This window comes from Curtobacterium uvaldense (assembly GCF_028307415.1).
Lineage (GTDB): Bacteria > Actinomycetota > Actinomycetes > Actinomycetales > Microbacteriaceae > Curtobacterium.
Map to the genome: position 1 here is coordinate 1 of NZ_JAQMHU010000020.1, position 20,790 is coordinate 20,790.

The 20,790-nt window shown below is 73.5% G+C and carries 16 protein-coding genes; 9 read left to right on the forward strand and 7 right to left on the reverse strand.

Annotated elements, in window-relative coordinates; genetic code table 11:
* Window positions 1-45: 45 nt before the first annotated feature.
* On the reverse strand, window positions 46-921 hold the full coding sequence (locus tag PIJ49_RS11995; protein ID WP_271826685.1) for a LysE/ArgO family amino acid transporter: 876 nt from the start codon (window positions 919-921) through the stop codon (window positions 46-48).
* Here PIJ49_RS11995 and PIJ49_RS12000 point away from each other — a divergent pair.
* A complete protein-coding gene (locus PIJ49_RS12000) occupies window positions 920-1,912 on the forward strand; it encodes a LysR family transcriptional regulator ArgP (protein ID WP_334212827.1) in 993 nt (330 codons plus the stop codon). The genes PIJ49_RS11995 and PIJ49_RS12000 overlap by 2 nt on opposite strands.
* 56 nt (window positions 1,913-1,968) lie before the next feature.
* Here the strand turns inward: PIJ49_RS12000 and PIJ49_RS12005 are convergent, their stop codons facing one another.
* Window positions 1,969-2,514, reverse strand: coding sequence for a TetR/AcrR family transcriptional regulator (locus PIJ49_RS12005; protein ID WP_271826686.1), 546 nt, complete (start codon window positions 2,512-2,514; stop codon window positions 1,969-1,971).
* Between the two features lie 133 nt (window positions 2,515-2,647).
* Between PIJ49_RS12005 and PIJ49_RS12010 the strand changes: the two genes are divergently transcribed.
* The 5 genes from PIJ49_RS12010 to PIJ49_RS12030 all read left to right on the forward strand — a co-directional run bounded on the left by PIJ49_RS12010 (window position 2,648) and on the right by PIJ49_RS12030 (window position 9,576).
* On the forward strand, window positions 2,648-3,682 hold the full coding sequence (locus PIJ49_RS12010; RefSeq protein ID WP_251155178.1) for an aldo/keto reductase: 1,035 nt from the start codon (window positions 2,648-2,650) through the stop codon (window positions 3,680-3,682).
* 490 nt (window positions 3,683-4,172) lie between these two features.
* Window positions 4,173-6,143 (forward strand): glycosyltransferase family 2 protein, encoded by a 1,971-nt coding sequence (locus tag PIJ49_RS12015; RefSeq protein ID WP_271826687.1) that lies wholly within the window; start codon window positions 4,173-4,175, stop codon window positions 6,141-6,143.
* A complete protein-coding gene (locus tag PIJ49_RS12020) occupies window positions 6,140-6,880 on the forward strand; it encodes an efflux RND transporter periplasmic adaptor subunit (RefSeq protein WP_066657136.1) in 741 nt (246 codons plus the stop codon). Before PIJ49_RS12015 ends, PIJ49_RS12020 begins: the two co-directional genes overlap by 4 nt.
* An 84-nt stretch (window positions 6,881-6,964) precedes the next feature.
* A complete protein-coding gene (locus PIJ49_RS12025) occupies window positions 6,965-8,956 on the forward strand; it encodes a glycosyl hydrolase (RefSeq protein WP_271826688.1) in 1,992 nt (663 codons plus the stop codon).
* Window positions 8,957-9,078: 122 nt separating this feature from the next.
* Window positions 9,079-9,576, forward strand: coding sequence for a hypothetical protein (locus PIJ49_RS12030; RefSeq protein ID WP_066657132.1), 498 nt, complete (start codon window positions 9,079-9,081; stop codon window positions 9,574-9,576).
* 13 nt (window positions 9,577-9,589) lie between these two features.
* Here the strand turns inward: PIJ49_RS12030 and PIJ49_RS12035 are convergent, their stop codons facing one another.
* On the reverse strand, window positions 9,590-10,369 hold the full coding sequence (locus PIJ49_RS12035) for an Fpg/Nei family DNA glycosylase (protein ID WP_066657129.1): 780 nt from the start codon (window positions 10,367-10,369) through the stop codon (window positions 9,590-9,592).
* 80 nt (window positions 10,370-10,449) lie between these two features.
* Window positions 10,450-15,261, reverse strand: coding sequence for an ATP-dependent helicase (locus PIJ49_RS12040; RefSeq protein WP_271826689.1), 4,812 nt, complete (start codon window positions 15,259-15,261; stop codon window positions 10,450-10,452).
* 151 nt (window positions 15,262-15,412) lie between these two features.
* On the opposite strand from PIJ49_RS12040, the gene PIJ49_RS12045 reads away from it, so the two are divergent.
* Complete coding sequence (locus tag PIJ49_RS12045; protein ID WP_066657116.1) at window positions 15,413-16,093, forward strand: PadR family transcriptional regulator; 681 nt, start codon at window positions 15,413-15,415, stop codon at window positions 16,091-16,093.
* A 100-nt stretch (window positions 16,094-16,193) separates the two neighbouring features.
* On the opposite strand, the gene PIJ49_RS12050 is transcribed toward PIJ49_RS12045, so the two are convergent.
* Window positions 16,194-16,814 (reverse strand): alpha/beta hydrolase, encoded by a 621-nt coding sequence (locus PIJ49_RS12050; protein WP_271826690.1) that lies wholly within the window; start codon window positions 16,812-16,814, stop codon window positions 16,194-16,196.
* A gap of 73 nt (window positions 16,815-16,887) precedes the next feature.
* On the opposite strand from PIJ49_RS12050, the gene PIJ49_RS12055 reads away from it, so the two are divergent.
* Window positions 16,888-17,430, forward strand: a complete 543-nt coding sequence (locus tag PIJ49_RS12055) for an NUDIX hydrolase family protein (RefSeq protein ID WP_066657112.1) — start codon at window positions 16,888-16,890, stop codon at window positions 17,428-17,430.
* A 107-nt stretch (window positions 17,431-17,537) separates the two neighbouring features.
* On the opposite strand, the gene PIJ49_RS12060 is transcribed toward PIJ49_RS12055, so the two are convergent.
* A complete protein-coding gene (locus PIJ49_RS12060) occupies window positions 17,538-17,738 on the reverse strand; it encodes a CsbD family protein (protein ID WP_066657109.1) in 201 nt (66 codons plus the stop codon).
* Between the two features lie 210 nt (window positions 17,739-17,948).
* The gene (locus PIJ49_RS12065) at window positions 17,949-19,628 is read right to left on the reverse strand and encodes a DEAD/DEAH box helicase (RefSeq protein ID WP_209684889.1); all 1,680 of its coding nucleotides are present in this window, start codon (window positions 19,626-19,628) and stop codon (window positions 17,949-17,951) included.
* 294 nt (window positions 19,629-19,922) lie between these two features.
* On the opposite strand from PIJ49_RS12065, the gene PIJ49_RS12070 reads away from it, so the two are divergent.
* On the forward strand, window positions 19,923-20,762 hold the full coding sequence (locus tag PIJ49_RS12070) for an endo alpha-1,4 polygalactosaminidase (RefSeq protein ID WP_271826691.1): 840 nt from the start codon (window positions 19,923-19,925) through the stop codon (window positions 20,760-20,762).
* Window positions 20,763-20,790: the final 28 nt, after the last annotated feature.

Below are 20,790 nucleotides of genomic sequence, written 5' to 3' on the forward strand. Positions count from 1 at the left end.
CCGCCGCCCGCCGTGCCGGGTGCCGCGCGCCCCGCGCCGCCGCGGCTACGCCCCGACGGCGAGCGCGACGCCGAACGACAGCATCACGACGGCGACGAGCCCGTCGAAGACCCGCCACGTGAGCGGCTTCGCGAACAGCGGTCGGAGCAGTCGTCCCCCGAACCCGAGTGCGCCGAACCAGAGGCAGCTCGCGGCGACCGCGCCGACGATCCACCACCAGCGGTCGTCGACGCCCTGCTGGTTCGCCACCGAGCCGAGGAACACGAGGGTGTCGAGGTACACGTGCGGGTTCGCCCACGTGAACACGAGCATCGTCGCGACCGCCGCACCGAGGGTCGGGACGGCGCGTGCTGCGGAGGCGGTCCGCGTCGCGACCGCGGGTGTCGTGGTCCGGCCGGGAGGCTCCTCCGCACTCCGTCCCGCAGCCCCGCCCCCGCCGTCGGGAACGACGGTGTCGTCGGCCCGCCGCGCGGCTCGGCCCGCGGCCGGTCCGGGGTCACCAGCCGCCTGCGCGGCCGTCTCGGACGAGGCCGTCGCAGGCGCCGCGACCGCCGTGGGCGCGACCGTCGTCGGCGCCACCACGCCGTCGTCCGCCGCCTCCTGCTCGACGGCCATGGCCTCCCCGGTGGGACGGAACGCCCGGCGGGCCGCGAACACCCCGTACACCACGAGGAACGCCGCGCCCACGAACCGCACCACCACGAGCGCGACGGGGAACCGCTCGACGACGACCCCGACGCCGAGCACCCCGGCGACGATGAGCACCGCGTCGGACACCGCACAGACGGCGACCGCGGCGGCGACGACCCGCGCCGGGGCGCTGACCGCGAGCCGGAGCAGGTACGCGTTCTGCACCCCGATCGCGACGATCAGGGCGAGGCCGGTGCCGAGGCCGGCGAACAGGGGGAGGAGGACGGTCATGGTCTCGACGGTAGGAGCGCCCCTCGGTGCAGTCCAGCTCACGTTCCTGTACCGCCGTAAGCTCTGCTGCATGCTCCGTCTGCAGCGGGACCACCTCGAGACGCTCCTCGCCGCCGTCGACCACGGCACGCTCGACGCTGCGGCCCGCGCCCTCGCGATCACCCCGTCCGCGGTGTCGCAGCGCATCAAGGCGATGGAGCAGCAGCTCGGCCGGGTGCTGCTCCAGCGGACGACGCCGGTCGCGCCCACCGCCGACGGTGCGGTCGTGCTCCGGCACGCACGGCAGGCCCGGCTCCTCGAGGACGAGACCGCCCGGGCGCTCGGCGCGGTCGGGGATGCGGACGCGCCCGTCGTGCCGTCGATCCCGCTCGCCGTGAACGCGGACACGCTCGGCACGTGGTTCCTCGACGCACTCGCGCTCGTCCGAGCCGACACCGAGGTCGTGTTCGACCTGCACCGCGAGGACCAGGACCGCACCGCCGAGCTCCTGCGTGCGGGCACCGTGATGGCCGCGGTCACCGCCGAGGCCGACCCGGTGCAGGGCTGCTCGTCGGTGGCACTCGGGGTCGACCGCTACCGGGCCGTCGCCGCGCCTGCCTTCGTCGACCGGTACCTCGCCGGTGCGGTGTCCGAGCGGCAGATGACCGCACGGCTCGACGCGGTCCCGCTCGTCGACTACGACCGCGACGACGACCTGCAGCAGGGGTACCTCCGCCGGGTCCTCGGGCACGCCCCTCGCGGGCCGCGGCACTTCGTCCCGACGTCGGCAGACTTCGCGCGCGCGGTGTCGCTCGGCTTCGGGTGGGGGATGTTGCCGGAGGCCCAGTGCCTCGACGGCCTGCGCAGCGGAGCACTCGTCGAGCTCACGCCGGGACGTCGGGCGGACGTGGCGCTGTGGTGGCAGCGGTGGAACCTGGCGTCACCGCTGCTCGAACGGGTGACCGAGGCCGTGCGGGCGACCGCGCACGAGCGACTGCACCAGCCCGGCTGACCGCGGACGCTCTCCGCCCCGCCCAGCGGGTTGCGGACCCCGCCCGCGGTGCCGGATCAGACGGTCGCCCGCCAGCGCAGCCCGTCGACGAGCAGTCCGACCAGCTGCTGGCTCTGCTCGGTCGTCGGCGCCCCGTGGCAGAGGTCGGCGACCGCGCGGAGCAGCTGCGTGGCGTCGATGTCGTTGCGGATGGTCCCCGCTGCCGAGGCCGCGTCGAGCAGTCCGGTCAGCGCCCCGCCGAGTCGACCGATGAACCAGGGGTGCAGTCCCTCGAACGCCGGGTCACCGGACTGGAGCGCCGCAGCGAGCCCGCGCTTCGTCGCGACGAACCCGGTGAACCGCTGGAGCCAGAACGCGAGGGCGTCGTCCGGCTCGTGGTGCTCGGCGAGGTCCGCGGCGGCGTCGGCGCACTCCTCGACGGCCTGCTGGAACACCGCGACCACCAGGTCGGAGCGCTGCGGGAAGTGGCGGTACAGCGTGCCGACACCGACGCCGGCGAGGTCGGCGATCACCCTGGCGGGAGCGTCGACGCCCTGGTCGGCGAACACCTGACGGGCAGCGTCGACGAGGGCGTCGAGATTGCGGCGGGCATCGGCGCGCACGGTTCCTCCGAACGGGGTCGCGGTGAGGGCTTGCGGAAACGGAACAGCTTTCCGTATCGTTGCGGAAGAGCGTTCCGCTTCGAGCCAGCCTACGACGACCGGCCTCGGGACGCCACCGACAGGAGGCACCACCATGCAGTACCGCACCCTCGGCCGCACCGGCATCCAGGTCAGCCCCTTCGCGCTCGGCGCCATGATGCTCGGCACCGACGGTCGCATCGGCAACGGCGACGAGCAGGACTCCATCCGCATCGTGCACCGCGCGCTCGACGCCGGCATCAACATCATCGACACCGCCGACCGCTACTCGCAGGGCGGGTCCGAGGTGCTCGTCGGCAAGGCGATCAAGGGCCGGCGCGACGACGTGGTCCTCGCCACGAAGTTCAACGGCCCGATGGGGGACGACCCGAACCGGCGCGGCAACTCCCGCCGCTGGATCACCACGGCGGTCGAGGACTCGCTCCGACGCCTGCAGACCGACCACATCGACCTCTACCAGGCGCACCGCCCCGACGACACCGTGGACCTCGAGGAGACCCTGTCCGCACTCACCGACCTCGTCCGGAGCGGCAAGGTGCGTGCGATCGGCTCGTCGGACTTCCCCGCATCGATGCAGGTCGAGGCGCAGTGGACCTCCGAGCGTCGCGGTCTCGAGCGCTTCCGGTCCGAGCAGCCGACCTACTCGATCCTCAGCCGGGGCATCGAGCGCGAGGTCCTGCCGGTCGCCCAGCGCTACGGCATGGGAGCGCTGGTCTGGAGTCCGCTCGCCGGCGGCATGCTGACCGGGCGCTTCCGTCGGGGACAGCAGAACGACCTGTCGCGGGCGGGCATGTTCCGCCACGACCAGGACGACCGGCGGATCGACGCCGTGGAGCAGGTCGTCGCCCTCGCCGAGGAGACCGGCATCCCCACCACCCACCTCGCCCTCGCGTTCGCGATCGCCCACCCCGGCGTGACGAGCGCGCTGATCGGGCCGCGGTCGGTGGAACAACTCGACGACCTGCTGGCGGCGGCGGACGTCGCACTCTCCGACGAGGTGCTCGACCGCATCGACGCGATCGTCCCGCCGGGCACCGACGTCACGCGGCTCGACCAGCAGTACCAGCCGCCCGCGCTCCTGCGACCCGAGCTCCGCCGTCGTCCGGCCGCCGAGCGCTCCGCCGCCTGACGCCGCCTCGCCCTCCGCAGGACGCAACCCCGGCGGTTGCTCGCAGCGCTGTACCGCTGCGAGCAGCCGCCCTCGTTGCGTCTCGCGAAAGAGCGAGAGAGCGAGAGAGCGAGAGAGCAGGGGAGCGGGGGAGCAGGGGAGTGTCGGCGCCCCCACCCGATCCCGCAACGCGGTGATGCGGGAAACCGCAAGAAGCAGCGGGGTCCTGCGGGATTCACACGACGGACACCCGAGCGCGTCGAGCGGGTCGTAGTGTCACACTCGACCGACGGCACGGGCCGTCGTCGCACGACCGCTCTCGACACACCGAACACCGCGACCGCACCCTCGGTCGCGACCTCCCCGGCGCAGGATCCCTGGTCCCTCGCCGAGCCGGACCCATCCCGACGGTCCGGGCCCATGTCGCCACAGTCGCCGACGCCCGTCTCGCGACCCGTCGGCGTCCCTGCCTGCGGGCCGCGAGCTTCTCCCGACCCGACAGGAGATCCTCATGTCCGCACCAACGGACGTCCGTCGCGCACGCCCGGACGCCAGCACCCCGCAGTACCGCCGGAGCGCCCAGCCGCAGTCCCCGGACGCGGCCCAGCCCGTCCCGCCGCAGCAGACGGAACTGCTCCAGCAGCCCCGACTGCTCCAGCAGCAGGCGCTCCCGCCGCAGCCGCTCCCCCAGCCGCTCACCCCGCGTGACCGCGAGCGCGCCCGTCGACGCTGGCAGGCCGAGCAGGTCGGGCACGTGCGACCCCGCTCCGAGAGCCGCGCGCACAGCCCCGTCATGGTGCTCATCGTGCTCGTCGCGACCCTCGGCGTGATGGCCTACGCGGTGTTCCTCCTCGACCCCGCGAACCGCGGCGACTTCCTGCCGTACGGCCTGGTGATCGTGGCGGAGAGCGTGCTGGTCGGCCAGGCGCTGCTGTCGATGTGGACGATCCTGTCCGGCGGTGCCGACCCGCGGGACTTCGCGTTCCACCACACGCAGGACACCCTGTTCGACCGGGACACGATCGAGCGCGACGGGCTCACCGACCAGCCCCACCGCTGGCCGATGCACGTGCGGGGCCGTCAGGTGGAGATCGACGTCTTCATCACCGTCTACGGCGAGGAACTGTCCAAGATCGCCGCCACCGTGCGGGCAGCGGTCGCGATGCGCGGCGAGCACCGCACGTGGGTGCTCGACGACGGCCGGAGCGACGAGGTCCAGGCGCTCGCCGCCCGGCTCGGCGCGCGGTACGTCCGCCGGCTGTCGTCGCACGGTGCCAAGGCCGGCAACATCAACCACGCCCTGACCCTCGCCAAGGGCGACTACTACGCCGTGTTCGACGCCGACTTCGTCCCGGAGCCGGAGTTCCTGTTCGAGACCGTGCCGTTCTTCGCGGACGACACCATCGCGTTCGTGCAGACGCCCCAGACCTACGGCAACCTGCACAACCTGGTGTCCCGCGGCGCCGGGTACATGCAGACCGTCTTCTACAAGTTCATCCAGCCCGGCCGGAACCGCTTCAACGCGGCGTTCTGCGTCGGCACGAACGTCATCTTCCGCCGCAGCGCGATCGACGACATCGGCGGCATGCACACCGACTCGAAGTCCGAGGACGTCTGGACCAGCCTGATGCTGCACGAGCGCGGGTGGAAGTCGGTCTTCATCCCGATGACCCTCGCCGTCGGCGACGCTCCCGAGACCATCGAGGGCTTCACGAAGCAGCAGCTGCGCTGGGCGACCGGCGGGTTCGAGATCCTGCTGACGCACTTCCCGTTCAACCCGAAGCACCGCCTGACGATGGACCAGCGTCTGCAGTACCTGGTGACGGCGAGCTTCTACCTGACGGGCATCGTCCCCGGGCTCCTGCTCCTCGTGCCGCCGCTCGAGATCTTCTTCGACCTCCGCCCGATGAACCTGTCGATCGGTGCGGGCGAGTGGGTGCTGTTCTACCTCGGGTTCTACCTCATGCAGGTGGTGCTGGCCTTCTACGCGCTCGGCTCGTTCCGCTACGAGACGCTCCTGCTCGCGGCGGTGTCCTTCCCGATCTACGCGAGCGCGCTCTGGAACGTGCTCTGCGGCAAGGAGCAGGCCTGGCACGTCACCGGTGCCGACCGCGGACGGACACCCTCACCGTTCAACTTCATCGTGCCGCAGGTGCTCGTCTTCGTGTTCCTCACCCTGACCAGCGTGGTCGCGGTCTGGCGGGACACCGGCAACGGGCAGTTCACGCTCGCCACCGCGTGGAACATCACGAACACGCTGGTCTTCGCCGCGTTCATCGTCGCGGCGTTCCGCGAGCAGGCCCGCAACCGCGTGGCCGACCGGCAGCGCGCTCGCGGCGAGGCCGTCCGACCGGCCGCACCGCTGGTGCAGGCCCCGGTCAGCCCCGTGCGGACGACCGTCGTCCGCCCCGACACCCTCGAACCCCAGCGCGCCGCGATCGCCGGCGTCGCGATGCAGCTGCAGGACGGACCCCGCGCATGACCTGGACCAACCGACTCCGACTCTTCGGCGGCCTCGTCGTCGTCCTGGTGATCGTCGCCGCGTGCACCCTCGTGTTCAACCAGCGCCAGAGCGCCGTGGCGAGCACCTCGGCCGCCATCGCCGCGCAGGAGTACGCCGTCGGCACCGACTACGGCGGGACCGTCACCGAGGAGTACGTCCAGGAGGGCGACTCCGTCACCAAGGGCGAGAAGCTCCTGCAGGTGCAGAGCCTGCAGCTGGCGCAGGACATCCGGAAGGGCGTCGTCGGCGCGGACACGCAGACGAGCGCGTACGACATCGGCGAGGACGGCTTCATCACGTTCAAGGCCGAGGTCTCGGGCACCGTGGCGAAGATCGACGTGAAGACCGGTGGGTACGTGCAGGCCGGTTCCGAGCTCGGCACCATCCACAAGGAGGACAGCCTCTTCGTCACCTCGGAGTTCACCGTCACCGCGCGCGACTACGGGCGCATCCGGAACGGTGCCGAGGTCGAGCTCCGCCTGCCGGACGACCGCACCATCACCGGCACCGTGAAGAGCGTCAGCGTGGAGACGAACGACGACGGCCGGGCGAAGACCACCGTCGACGTCGAGAGCCCCGAGCTGTCGGCCTCGCCGTCGTCGGGCATCACGAGCCCGGGGACGCCCGTCGACGCGACCCTGCACCTGCGCGACGACGGCACGCTGGCGGGCGTCACCGACGCCGTCCGCGACTTCTCGCGCCAGATCGGGCTGTAGCCGGTGCGGCACCACCTGCACCCCGGCCGCCGCCCTGCGGGCGCACGCCGGGCCTCCCGGTCGACGCTCCTGGTCGTCCCCCTGGTGACGTCCGTCGCCCTGCTGCTCGCTGCGTGCACCGGGACGGGAGGCACGGACCACCCGACCCCGTCGGCCACCCCGACCGACGCGGCGGCCCAGGCACGCGCGGTCGCCGCCCTGGGCGACGTCGCGTCGTCGACGGTGGGCACGATGCGCCTGGCCGAGGGACTGACCCCGCCGACGAACCGGTGGTTCTCCGGCCTGGTGTTCGGCGACGCACCCCAGCCGGTGTTCCCGACGCCGATCTCGTGGCAGGTCACCGACCACGGCTTCGCAGCCGGACTGCCCGACGTGACCGCGACCGAGAAGACCATCGCCGGCGGCGCCGTACCGCAGGTCGGCTTCGACCTCGGCGCGACGAGCACCCTCGTGTCGGCGTACGACGCGGTGTCGGTGACCGTCGAGCACCGTGACGGCGACACCGTGCTCGGGCACTCGGTCGTCGCCGAGGGGTCGCCCCTCGTGACCTACACCGCCGACCGCGACCAGACGCTGACCGGCACCTCGCCACTCGACCCGACCGGCGACGGCACGGCGACGATGTCCGGCGGCGGCCGCACCTGGCAGGTCGTCGTGCGCGACGGCTCGGTCGCCGCGTCCGGCGTGCGCCTGCGCAGCGGCGGGTCGGTCGTGCTCCTGCCGACACCGGACGGCGCGTCGTCGTCCGAGGTCTCCCGGCTCGTCGCGGCCGCACGGCCGCTCTCCGGCTCGTCGCTGGAGCGCAGCGCGTCCGGTGGGTCCCAGCGCACCACGCTGTCGTACGACTTCGACGGCGGTGCCGGGGTGCTCGTGCCGCAGCCTGGCCAGGGCACCCACGGGCTGACGTGCACCGACCTGCGGGTCGCGACCCTGACGGGTCCCGCGCCGGTCTGCACCGGGACGGCGCTGCGCTTCGACGCCGACACCGTCGAGCCGTCCGACCGGCTCGACCTGTCCGGCCTGTCCGACGGTCAGCGGGACACCCTGGCCGCACAGGTCCGGCAGGACGCCGCCGGGGTCGACGCCTCGTCGTACGCGGCCGACTCGTACGGCGGCGGCAAGGACCTGTACCGCGTCGCCACGCTGTACCGGCTCGCCGTCGCGCTCGGGCTCGACGACCAGGCCGCGGCGCTGAAGACGTCCGTCGTCGCGGAGCTCGACCAGTGGTTCGACCCGGCGGGCTGCGGCGGGAGGACCGCGCGGTGCTTCGCCTACGACCCCCAGGTCCACGGGCTCGTCGGCCAGGAGGCGTCGTTCGGCTCGGACGAGTTCAACGACCACCACTTCCACTACGGGTACGTGCTGTCCGCCGCCGCGATGGTGGCCGACGGTGACGCGTCCCTCGTGCGGAAGTGGCGCACCGTCGCGGACCTCGTCGCCGCGGACATCGCCTCGCCGACCGCGACGGAGTCGTTCCCCGCGCTCCGCGTCTACGACCCGTACGCGCAGCACTCCTGGGCGTCCGGCTACTCGCCCTTCGCCGACGGCAACAACCAGGAGTCGTCGTCCGAGGCGGTGTCCGCGTGGAACGGCCTGGCCCGCTGGGGTGCCGTGTCCGGGTCGGCCTCGCTCGAGTCCACCGGCACCTGGCTGCTGTCGAACGAGGCCGCCTCGGCGCAGCGCGACGTGCTCGACCCGGACCTGTCGGCGTTCCCGGGCTTCACGCACCGGGTCGTCTCGCTGACCTGGGGCGGCAAGCGCGACCACGCGACGTGGTTCAGCGCGGCGGCCGCGGCGCCGGCGGGGATCGAGCTCATCCCGATGCCCGCGATGGCGGCGGAGTACGTCGACGCGGGCGGCCGGCAGCAGATCGGGCGGGTGCTCGACGAGGCCGTGCCGGACGGTCGCTACGGCGTCCAGTTCGGCGACTACCTGCTCATGTACCGGGCGCTCGGCGGGAAGGCCGACGCGGCGGCAGCCCTGCGCGACGCGGAACGGCTGCCGGACGCGGTGATCGACTCGGCGAACACGCGGTCGTACCTGCTCGCATGGATCATGACCCAGGGTCGGGCGTAGCGGCCCGTCCCCCGCGCGAGCCCGACGGGCGGCACGACGGTCCACCGACCGCGTGCCGCCCGTCGTTCGCTTCCCGGACGCCCTGGGGTCCTGCACGGGGACCGCGGCCTACCGTCCACCACATGACCACGCGAGCCAAGACCGCCACCGCGCTGCTCGGCGCTGCCACCCTCGCCCTGCTCCTGACGGCGTGCGACCCGGGCGGTGCCCAGAACATCGACCCGGTCGGCAAGGTCCCCGGGGACGAGCAGAAGTCGCAGTCGACCGAGTGCGCCGTCGCCGCGAGCAACGCCGTGGACGCGATCGGCACCGCGGTCGGTCCGCACGACACGACGGACTTCGCGAACGTGGCGGAGGGCGACGGTGGCTGGTACCTGGCTGCGTCGATCGTGCCGTCGGACAGCAAGGACGCCAACGACGACGAGCTGACCATCTGGGCGACGGAGACCGACCCGACGGCCGACGACTGGGACGGCACGATCTACGCCGTGAACCAGACCGCGAAGGACGCCACCTCGGACGAGTCACGCTCGGCGTCGCCGGCACCGAGCGCGTTCAGCGCGGACTCCGACGCCGCGAAGCGCGCCGAGAGCTGCGCCGTCGAGGCCGCCGACCGCTGACCCCCGGCCCGGCTCAGGTCTGACAGCGCGGGCACCAGTAGGTGTCCCGCAGCGTGAGCTCCGAGTCGCCGAGCTCGCCCCGACGCACCGGGGTCCCGCACCGCAGGCAGGGCTTGCCGGCGCGGCCGTAGACCCAGAAGCGGCGCCCGGGCCGGTCGACGCCCGTCGTGACGCGGTTGCTGCGGTCACGGTTCATCGTGATGAGCCGGTGGGACAGCGCGATCGCCCGCGCCGGGTCCGGCACCTGTCCGACGGGTCGCGTCGGCAGCACCCCCCGCAGGAAGCACAGCTCGTTCCGGTACACGTTGCCGAGTCCGGCCAGCACGCGCTGGTCGAGCAGCGCGAGCCCGATCGGGCGCTCCGGGTCCGCCGTCAGGTTCTCGAGCGCCCGGTCGGCGTCCCAGTCGGGACCGAGCAGGTCGGGGCCGAGGTGCCCGACGACCTCGGACTCCTGGTCGCGCGGGACGACCTCGAGCACCCCGAGGGTGAACCCGACGGTCGAGACGTCCGCGGCGTCGAGCACGACCCGGGCCTGGTGCGCGGGCCGTCGCCACCGCTCCCCGGGCGCGTAGACGTCCCAGCGGCCCTCCATCTTCAGGTGCGAGTGCACGGTCACGTCGCCGATGCGGTGCAGCAGGTGCTTGCCGCGGGGCACGACCTCGTCGACCGTCCGTCCGACCAGGTCGAGGGTCGCGAACGCGGGGACGCGGAAGTCCGAGCGGGTCAGGACCTTGCCCGCGAGCGCGGTGTGCAGGCGCCGGGCAGCGCGGAAGACGGTGTCACCCTCGGGCACGGCACACCTCCGCTGCGGCTCGTCCGGTCGGCCGTGTCACGTCCCGTGCACCGGCGCACGCCCGGGAGGCCCTGGTCGCGTCAGACACGCAGCCGCAGTCCCTGCGGGGTCGCCGTGAACCCCGCCTCGCGCAGTGCCGACCCGAGCGGCGTCTCCAGCACGAAGTCGCCGTCCACCCGCTCCACCGAGAGCTTCCGCAGCCCGCTCCGCACGGTGGCGGCGATCGACCGCGCCGCGACCGCGAGGTCCGCCGGGTCGTCGGTGAAGGTCAGGACGGACTTCCCACCGCGCTCGACGTAGACCGCGAGGCGGCCGTCGACCGTGGTCACGAGGGCTCCGGCCTTCCGCCCGGGTCGGTGACCGCGACCGGTCGTCGACGTCGACCGGCTGGCGGGGACGGCCGCACCACGGGCGCCCGTCGGTGCGGGGTCGGCCGTGGGACCGGGAGCAGCGGGGTCGGCGTCCGGGTCGGCGGGGGCGTCGTCCGACGGCCACGGCAGTGCCGCACCGTAGGGGTTCGCCGGGTCCGTCGCCGCGAGCGTGAGTGCCTGGCGTTCGCGGTCCGGGTCGGCGCGCTCGTCGTCGTCGAGGTCGCGTGCGTAGGTCCGGAGCCGGTCCACGGTCGGGCTCGTCGCGAACTGTGCCGCCCCGAGCCCCTCGACGAAGTACCCGCGACGTGCCCGGCCGGACTCCTCGAACCGGCTGAGCACCCGGTAGACACCGGCGAACCCGCCACGGACGCCCTCGACCTGCACGGCACCGCGGGTCACGACGCCGTAGCGCTCGAGCAGCTGCTCGGCGGTCGCTGCCGCACGCAGCGTCGAGTCGGACTCGGCGAGCGGCAGGATCGACCACCGACCACCCACGGACGGCGGACCGGACTGCGACGGCAGCGTCGGCCGACGCCGCCCGCGGTACGCCCGGGCCCGCGGCGCGCTCGTCGACCTCGCCTTGCCGCCGAGCATCGACCGCAGCGGCGCGAACGTGTCGTTCGTGACCTGTCCGGCCCAGACCAGGTCCCACAGCGCGGTCGTCAGGGCCTGGTCGTCCGTGCTGCCGACCGCCTGGCCGAGCTGCCGGAAGAAGTAGGCACCACCGCCGGCCAGCGCTCCGAGGACGTCGCGCTGCAGCTCGGTGGTCTCGCCGCCGTCGGGCTCCGCCAGGGTCGTCGACGCGGTCTCGGCGAGGTGCAGGCGCACCCAGCCGTCGTTCCCGGGCAGCGTGCCGCCGCCCGACCACAGGACCTCGCCGGTGGCGGTCAGCTCGTCGAGCATGCTCGTGGAGTAGTCGCTCACGCGGGACGGCAGCACGAGGGTCTCCCACGAGCTCGCGGGCAGGGCGACGCCGGCCAGCTGGTCGATGACCTGCAGCACCCCGTCGACCCCGCGCAGCCCGCCGCGGGTGCCGGGCGCCTGGACGTGCTGCCACGCCGGCAGGAACCGGGCGAGGGTGTCCGGCGACACCGGCTCGACCTCGTGCCGGAGCGCGGCGAGGGACTTCGTCCGGATGCGGCGGAGCACCTCGGCGTCGCACCACTCCGCGCCCTGGCGGTCCGGGCGGAACTCGCCCTCGACCACGCGGCGGTCGGCGACCAGGCGGCGCAGGGTGTCCTGCACGACGGCGATGCCGAGGCCGAGCCGGCTCGCGGCCTCCTGCGCGGCGAACGGTCCGTGCGACCGGGCGTACCGGCCGACCAGGTCGCCGAGCGGGTCCGCGACGGGTTCGACGAAGGCGGTCGGCACGCCGATCGGCAGCGGGACGCCGAGGGCGTCGCGGAGGCGGGAGGCGTCCTCGATCACCGACCAGCGCGTCGCACCGCCCTGCGTGAACGACAGCACACGGCGGTCGCGCTCGAGGGTCTCCAGCGCCGACCGGACGGTCGCACGCGCGGCGTCGGGGTCAGCGGCGTCGGCCACCCAGCTGCGGGCGACGAGCTCGTCCAGCTCGAGGGCGCCGACGAGTCGCAGCACGTCGACGAGCCCCTCGGTGTCGCGCGCCCGACGGTCGGGGGAGAGCCGCTGCAGGTCGCGCTCGACGGAGGCGATGACCGCCGGGTCGAGGAGCTCGCGGAGCTCGGCCCGTCCGAGCAGTTCACCGAGCAGCGTCGAGTCGAGCGACAGTGCCGCCGCCCGGCGCTCGGCCAGCGGCGAGTCGCCCTCGTACATGAAGGCCGCGACGTACCCGAACAGGATCGACCGGGCGAACGGCGACGGCTGCTCGGTCTCGCGCTCGACCAGGCGGATGCGGCGCTCGGCGATCTGGTCCGAGATGCCGAGCAGCGCCGGCACGTCGTAGACGTCCTGCAGGACCTCGCGCACGGTCTCGAGCACGATCGGGAACGTCGGGTACTTCCGCGCGACCTCGAGCAGCTGCGACGCCCGCTGGCGCTGCTGCCAGAGCGGCGACCGCTGCCCGGGGTTCCGCCTCGGCAGGAGCAGGGCCCGGGCCGCGCACTCGCGGAAGCGGGCGGCGAAGAGCGCCGAGCCGCCGACCTCGTCGGTGACGAGCGCCTCGAGGTCGTCGCGCTCGAACACGAACAGGTCGGCGCCGGGCGGTTCCGCGTCGGTCTCCGGGATCCGCACCACGATGCCGTCGTCGGCCGCCATCGCGTCGCCGTCGATGCCGTGCCGTTCGCGCAGCCGGGCGCCGACCGCCAGGGCCCACGGCGCGTGCACCTGCATGCCGTAGGGCGAGTGCAGGATGAGCCGCCAGTCGCCGAGCTCGTCGCGGAACCGCTCGACCACGAGCGTGGTGTCGTTCGGCACGTGACCGGTCGCCGCACGCTGGTCGCGCAGGAAGGTCAGCAGGTTCGTCACGGCCCGCTCGTCCAGCCCGCCGGAGGCGACCCGGGCACGCGCGTCGTCGTCGGAGGCCGCGTCGACCTCGCGCACGAACGCACCGGTCGCCCGTCCCAGCTCGGCGGGACGACCGATGCCGTCGCCCTTCCAGAACGGGACCCGCCCGGGCTGCCCGAACGCCGGGCTGACGATGACCCGGTCGTGCGTGATCTCCTCGATGCGCCAGCTCGTCGCGCCGAGGGCGAAGACGTCGCCGACGCGGGACTCGTAGACCATCTCCTCGTCGAGCTCGCCGACGCGCGATGCCTTCTCGCCGACCATGAAGACGCCGAACATGCCGCGGTCCGGGATCGTGCCGCCGCTCGTCACCGCGAGTCGCTGGGCGCCCGGACGCCCGGTCAGGGTCCCGTGCACGCGGTCCCACACCAGGCGCGGCCGGAGTTCGGCGAACTCGTCGCTCGGGTACCGCCCGGTCACCAGGTCGAGCGTCGCCTCGAACGCCGACCGCGGCAGCGAGCTGAACGGGGCGCTCCGCCGGACGAGCTCGAACCAGTGCTCCACCTCGACGGTGTCGATCGACCCGGCGGCCACGGTGTGCTGCGCGAGGACGTCGAGCGGGTTCGCGGGCACCGAGATCGACTCGATCTGCCCGGAGACCATGCGCTCGACGGTGACCGCGCTGTTCACGAGGTCGGCGCGGTGCTTGGGGAACAGCACGCCGCGCGAGATCTCGCCGACCTGGTGTCCGGCGCGACCGACGCGCTGCAGGCCGCTGGCGACCGACGGCGGGGCCTCGACCTGGACCACGAGGTCGACCTCGCCCATGTCGATGCCGAGCTCGAGCGAGCTGGTCGCGACGACGCAGCGCAGACGTCCGGACTTCAGGTCGTCCTCGATGATCGCGCGCTGGTCCTTCGACACGGAGCCGTGGTGGGCGCGGGCGAGCACCGGGACCGACGGGTCGGAGCCGCCGCCCTCGGTCTGTCCGGACTGCCCGACGAGCTGCGCCGGCGGTCGCTTCGGCTGTGCGACGGGTGCGTGCGCGGACGCCCGACCGGGGGACTGTGTGACGGGAGCCGACCCGGCCACCGCGCCCACGGCCTCCGCGCCGACGACCTCCGGCGCGCCGAGCGCAGCCGTGCCGACACCCGCCGTGTCGACGGCCCCGAGCACGCGTTCCTCGTGGATCTCGTTGAGCCGTGCCGTCAGGCGTTCCGCGAGTCGGCGCGAGTTGGCGAACACGATCGTCGAGCGGTGCTCCTCGATGAGGTCGACGACGCGTTCCTCGACGTGGGGCCAGATCGAGCCGTTCGTCGGTGACTCGGTCGCGTCGGCACCGACCGGCGGGGCCCCGAGCTCGGTCATGTCGTCGACCGGCACGACCACGCGCAGGTCGAAGGTCTTCTGCGCCGGCGGGGCGATGATCGACACGGGCGCGCGGCCGCCGAGGAACCGGGCGACCTCCTCCGCGGGGCGCACGGTCGCGGACAGGCCGATCCGCTGCACGGGCTTCTCGAGCAGGTCGTCGAGGCGCTCGAGCGAGACCGCCAGGTGTGCGCCGCGCTTGGTCGAGGCGACCGCGTGGACTTCGTCCACGATGACGGTGTCGACGTTCACCAGGGTCTCGCGCGCCCGCGACGTGAGCATGAGGTAGAGCGACTCGGGCGTCGTGATGAGGATGTCCGGCGGCTGCCGCAGGAGCCGCTGCCGGTCGGACGACGGGGTGTCACCGCTCCGGACGCCCACCGTGACCTCGGGCGGTTCCGTCCCGAGCCGACGCGCGGTCTGCGTGATGCCGACGAGCGGGCTGCGGAGGTTCCGCTCGACGTCGACACCGAGGGCCTTGAGCGGAGAGACGTAGAGCACCCTCGTGCGCTGCTTCGCCGGCGGACGGTCGCTCGCGCTGATGAGCCGGTCGATCGACCAGAGGAACGACGCCAGCGTCTTGCCGGAGCCGGTCGGGGCGACCACGAGCGCGTGCTGCCCGGTGGAGATCGCGTCCCACGCGCCGGCCTGCGCCGCGGTCGGGCCGGGGAACGCGCCACGGAACCACTCCGCGGTCGCGGGGGAGAAGCGCTCGAGGACGTCCGTCATGGTCCGTCCCATCCTGCCCGTCGCCACCGACAGCGGTCCGAGGGAGGACGGGTGCTTGACAGGCCGATCCGTAGCGATCTATCGTTGACCCATCGCGATAGGAACACAACGCATCGCGAGCTCACGTCACCACCGACAGGAAGGAGTCATCATGCGCCCCTCGTACGATGACCTCGACAGCACCACGCCCCGCCGCGGCCCCCGCGGCACCGGTCCGCGCGGCCCCCGCTTCGGCGGCGCGCGGCAGCACCACGGCCACGGCTTCCCCGGCCGCGACCGCGGCGACCACGACCACGGCGGACGCGGCGGCTTCGGCCCCGGGTTCGGCGGACGCGGCGGCTTCGGCCCGGGCTTCGGTCCCGGCTTCGGCGGCGGCCCCGGCTTCGGGCGCGAGCGCCGCCGTCGCGGCGACGTCCGCCTCGCGATCCTCGGGCTGCTCGCCGAGGGCCCGCAGAACGGCTACGCCGTGATCAAGACCATCGCCGAGCGCACCGGCGGTGCCTGGAAGCCGAGCCCCGGCTCGGTCTACCCGACGTTCCAGCAGCTCGTCGACGAGGACCTCGTCGTCTCGAACGGCGACGGCCGCAAGACGCTCTTCGAGCTCACCGACGCCGGCCGCGCCGAGGCCGAGGCGAAGGCGGACGAGATCGCCGCCGCGTTCGACGCCGCGCCGGGCATGCCCGACACGCAGCGCGAGTTCGTCGAGGCCCTCCGCAAGGCGATGGGGGTGCTGCACATGTACCGCACCAGCGCCTCCGACGAGCAGACCAGGGCCGCGACGGCGAAGGTCGACCAGCTCCGCAAGGACCTGCTGCAGATCCTCGCCGAGTAGCGCCGTGCCGGACGGGAGGCACGTGGCGACCCCGCCACGCGCCTCCTGGCCGTCAGTCGGTCACCCGGTCACCTTCGCGGACCCGTCGCGGGAGCGGCCGTCAGGACGCGTCGACGAACGCGGCCACGTCGGCGAGCTCCTCGGCGGACACCGCGTGCGGCAGGCCGACGTACGTCCGGTCGGTCACGTCCGTGTGCGTCGCGGCCCACGCCTGCGTCCGCGCGGTGGCCTCGGCCGGGATCACCGGGTCGAGGTCGCCGTGTCCCAGGAAGACCCGGGGACGGACGGCCGCGACCGCCTCGTCGCGGGAGTCGGTCACCCCGGGCACCACGAACCCGGACAACGACACCGCGAAGGCGAACGCGGCCGGTCGGGCACGCAGGAGCTGCAGCGCCATCGACCCGCCCTGCGAGAACCCGAGCAGACCGATGCGCGGGTGGTCGGCGGACACGGCGTCGATCCAGTCGAGGACACCGGCGACCGCGGCGTCGACCGGCTCGAGCGCGGGGGACCCCGGCGTGCCGAGCGGGTACCAGGAGAACCCGGGACCCCACGGCATCGGTGCGCGGAGCGATGCGACGGTCCAGACGGACGGCAGCGCGGGCGCGAGCCCGAGCAGGTCGCGCTCGTGCGACCCCACCCCGTGCATGGCCACGAGCAGGGGCGTGCCCGCGCGTTCCCCGGTCGGACGGGTCCACTGCACGATGTCCGCATCGATCACGGGGACCACGCTAGCCGTCCACGGCGACCGCGCCTCCCGCCGAACTCGCCGGGGCGACTGGTAGACACGGTGCATGGCCTCGCTGCGCACCCCCGACCCCGACTCCGGCTGGCTGTCCGACGAGGAGCTCGCCGACGTCCGTCGTCGACTCCCCATCTGCTACGTCGAGGCCCTGCCCGTCCGGACCGACGGGCTCGGTGTCGTGACCGAGGTCGGCGTGCTGCTCCGTGTCGCCCCGAGCGGCTCGATCGCGCGCACGCTCGTCTCCGGCCGCGTGATGTTCGGCGAGTCGATCCGCACGGCGCTCTTCCGGCACCTCGAGAAGGACCTCGGTCCGATGGCGTTCCCGCAGCTCCCCGCGAGCCCCACGCCCTTCACGGTGGCCGAGTACTTCCCGCTCCCCGGCGCCTCGGTGTTCACCGACGAGCGGCAGCACGCGATCTCCCTCGCGTACGTCGTCCCGGTCACCGGCACCTGCGAGCCCCGGCAGGACGCCCTCGAGCTCACGTGGATGAGCCCGATGGAGGCAGCCTCCGACGCCGTCGCCGAGGAGATGGAGGGCGGCCGCGGTGCACTCCTGCGCGCCGGCCTCGCCTCGGTCGGCGCCCTGCACTAGCGGCACCCGCGCCCGCGGCGCCGGTCGGTCCGACATCCCCGCACACACGACGAAGCCCCCGGAACCATGCGGTTCCGGGGGCTTCGCAGCTCGGTCGTGGACCGGCTTCAGTGCTTCTCGTCGCGGAGGGAGTCCGCAACGCCGTGCGCTGCGCCCTTGACGTCGTCGACGCCCTGCTTGGCCGACGCCTTGGCCTGGTCGGTCTGACCCTCGGCCTTCAGCTTGTCGTTGCCGGTCAGGTTGCCAACGCCCTCCTTGACCTTGCCGACGAGCTTCTCGCCGGTGTGGTTCTCTTCGCTGCCAGCCATACGGTCTCCTTCCAACGACGGACGATTCCCCGTCGGCCACTCGCGCGGCCGTCGGTGAAGGAGAACCTACGCGTGGGGAAGCCCGGTGCTCCCACCGGGCGTCCAGGTTCGGGACGCCGACGCCGACGCCGACGCGGGAGCGACAGGACGCCGCCGGACATCGGCGGCGTCCTGTCGCTTCGACGGACCACTCCGGCCCGAGCGGACCGCTCAGTGGCGGTCGGCAGCCCCCGCCGGACGCGATGCGCGACGCGATCCGCCGCGGCGACGACCGCCGCCGGACTCACCCGCACCGGAACGACCCGCTGCGTAGCCGCCCTCGGACGACCACACCGGGGCGGACCCGCCACGGACGACGTCACTGGACGCCCGACGGCTCCCGCCCGAACGACGCTGACCACCGGCGGCCGCACCGCCCGACGCTGCAGCACCCGAGCCCGAGCCGTTGCCGCGACCGGCGCCACCGGCGCGCCCGGTGCCACCAGCGGAGGCCGGAGCCCCCGCGGTGACCGGACGACCACCGCGACCACCGGCGGCGCGACCCGAGCCGCGACCGGTCGAGGCGGTCTCGGGAGCCTGCGTCGAGCCTCCCGACCGGCCGCCGCGACCACGGCGACGACCGCCGCCCGCGGACTCGGCGAGACCCGTCTCGGTCGCACGCGGCTGCCGCTGGCGCTGCTGCTGTGCGGGCTGCTCCGGAGCGAGGTGGCGGATCGGCGCGACCTCGCCGACGAGCGACGCGACGGCCGGCGAGGTCGCGGTGACCTGCTGCGGGGTGACCTTGATCGCGGCGGCACGCATCATCTGTGCGACGTCGCGGCGCTCGGCCGGCAGCGTCACGGTGACGACGTCACCCGAGGACCCGGCACGCGCGGTGCGGCCCGAACGGTGCAGGTACGCCTTGTGCTCGGTCGGCGGGTCGACGTGCACGACGAGCTCCACGTGGTCGACGTGCACACCACGGGCGGCGACGTCGGTGGCGACGAGCACGAGGGCCTCGCCGGAGGAGAACTTCGCGAGGTTCCGCTCACGCGCACCCTGCGACAGGTTGCCCTGCAGGTCGACGGCCGGGATGCCCTGGCTCGTGAGCTGCTTCGCCAGGCGCTTCGCGTGGTGCTTGGTGCGCATGAAGAGGATGCGGCGGCCGGTGCCCGAGGCGAGCGCGCGGACGAGGTCCTTCTTCGCGTCGGCGTCGGCGACCTCGAACAGGTGGTGGGTCATCGCCTCGACCGGGCTGGTCTCGTCGTCGACCGAGTGCATCACCGGGCTGTGCAGGAACTTCTTGACGAGCTTGTCCACGCCGTTGTCGAGCGTGGCCGAGAACAGCAGGCGCTGCCCCTGCTCCGGGGTCGCCTGCATGATCTTCGTCACGCCGGGCAGGAAGCCCATGTCGGCCATGTGGTCGGCCTCGTCGAGGACGGTGACCTCGATGTCGCCGAGGCTCACGTGCCCCTGCTGCATGAGGTCGGCGAGGCGGCCCGGGCAGGCGACGACCACGTCGACACCGGCACGGAGCGCGTCGACCTGACGGCCCTGGCCCACGCCGCCGAAGATCGTCGTCGTGTTGAGGCCCATGGACTTCGCGAGCGGGGCGAGGGTCGCGTCGATCTGCGTCGCGAGCTCACGGGTCGGGGCGAGCACCAGTGCACGGGGGCGGCCGGCGCGGCGCGGGCGACGGCTCGCGGCCAGACGGGCGGCCAGGGGGATCGCGAAGGCGATCGTCTTGCCGGAGCCGGTGCGCCCGCGGCCGAGCACGTCCTTGCCCTGCAGGGAGTCGGGGAGGGTGTCGGCCTGGATCGGGAACGCGGTCTCCTTGCCCTGCTGGGCGAGGGACTGGACCATCGGCGCGGGGACGCCGAGGTCGGAGAAACGGATGTCCTGGTTGGTCATGGTGACCTTTCGGGCCGGCTCGTGCCGGCCGTGGGCGCGCTGGCATGTGGCGCGCGGGCGGGAACCCCGCGTCAGCAGAGGCTGACGCGGTCGCCGCAGCAGAGAGCCTGGCACCGGGATGTCGGTGCGCGATCATCGACCGGATGAGGGTCGGGAGTCGGGGGCGTCCGTACGACGCACGAGGCGATCGGCGCCTCGAGTACCACCAGCATAGCGGGTGCTCGTCGAGCGAGCCGGGGCCGTTCGCGTCGGGCGTGCGACGTGGCGTGCGATGTGGCGTGCGATGATCCCGTGGTGCGCACGCGATCCGTCCTCCTGACCACCGCGATCGCGCTGGTCGCCGTCCTCGGCAGCGCAGGCTGTGCCGAGGCCGCGACACCCGCCGGGTCGACGGCCTCCTCGTACCGGAACCTGCCGACCTCCGGGCGCCCCGACTACCAGCTCGGCGGTGGGTACACGCCGCCGTCCGGGGTGACGATCGTCGAGCGGGACAGCACCGACCGCCCGGCCGCCGGGAAGTACTCCATCTGCTACGTCAACGGCTTCCAGACCCAGCCGGGAGCGCTCGCCGGGTGGGAGCGCCGGGCGCCGTCGGCACTGCTGCGCGACCATTCCGGCGAGCTCGTGGCCGACCCGGGCTGGCCGGACGAGGTGCTCCTCGACACCCGGACCGCCGCGAAGCGCGCCGCGATCACGAAGGAGCTCACGAAGTCGGTCGCGCGGTGCGCCGACCGCGGGTTCGCCGCCGTCGAGTTCGACAACCTCGACTCGTGGACACGGTCGGGGAAGCGACTGACCCGCGCGGGGAACCTCGCGCTGGCGGCGACGCTCGTGCGGCTCGGGCACGATCGCGGTCTGGCCGTCGGGCAGAAGAACACGCCGCAGCTCGGGAAGGCCGGGCGGCAGTCGACGGGCTTCGACTTCGTCGTCGCCGAGGAGTGCGTGCAGTACGACGAGTGCTCGGCCTACACGGCCGCGTACGGGAAGCGCGTGGTCGACGTCGAGTACGCGGACACGCTCGACCGCTCGTGGGCATCGGTGTGCCGCCTGCGCGACCGCCCGGCCATGACGATCCTGCGGGACCGCGACCTGGTCACCCCTGCTTCGGACGAGTACGTCTTCGAGCACTGCTGAGGACCCCGTCCGGTCCCGTCCCGCCCGG

Coding starts and splice junctions, on each gene's coding strand:
- PIJ49_RS12020 (WP_066657136.1), top strand. CDS start 6,140: ATGACCTGGACCAACCGACTCCGACTCTTCGGCGGCCTCGTCGTCGTC.
- PIJ49_RS12010 (WP_251155178.1), top strand. CDS start 2,648: ATGCAGTACCGCACCCTCGGCCGCACCGGCATCCAGGTCAGCCCCTTC.
- PIJ49_RS12065 (WP_209684889.1), bottom strand. CDS start 19,628: ATGACCAACCAGGACATCCGTTTCTCCGACCTCGGCGTCCCCGCGCCG.
- PIJ49_RS12000 (WP_334212827.1), top strand. CDS start 920: ATGGTCTCGACGGTAGGAGCGCCCCTCGGTGCAGTCCAGCTCACGTTC.
- PIJ49_RS12045 (WP_066657116.1), top strand. CDS start 15,413: ATGCGCCCCTCGTACGATGACCTCGACAGCACCACGCCCCGCCGCGGC.
- PIJ49_RS12055 (WP_066657112.1), top strand. CDS start 16,888: ATGGCCTCGCTGCGCACCCCCGACCCCGACTCCGGCTGGCTGTCCGAC.
- PIJ49_RS12040 (WP_271826689.1), bottom strand. CDS start 15,261: ATGACGGACGTCCTCGAGCGCTTCTCCCCCGCGACCGCGGAGTGGTTC.
- PIJ49_RS12060 (WP_066657109.1), bottom strand. CDS start 17,738: ATGGCTGGCAGCGAAGAGAACCACACCGGCGAGAAGCTCGTCGGCAAG.
- PIJ49_RS12030 (WP_066657132.1), top strand. CDS start 9,079: ATGACCACGCGAGCCAAGACCGCCACCGCGCTGCTCGGCGCTGCCACC.
- PIJ49_RS12015 (WP_271826687.1), top strand. CDS start 4,173: ATGTCCGCACCAACGGACGTCCGTCGCGCACGCCCGGACGCCAGCACC.
- PIJ49_RS11995 (WP_271826685.1), bottom strand. CDS start 921: ATGACCGTCCTCCTCCCCCTGTTCGCCGGCCTCGGCACCGGCCTCGCC.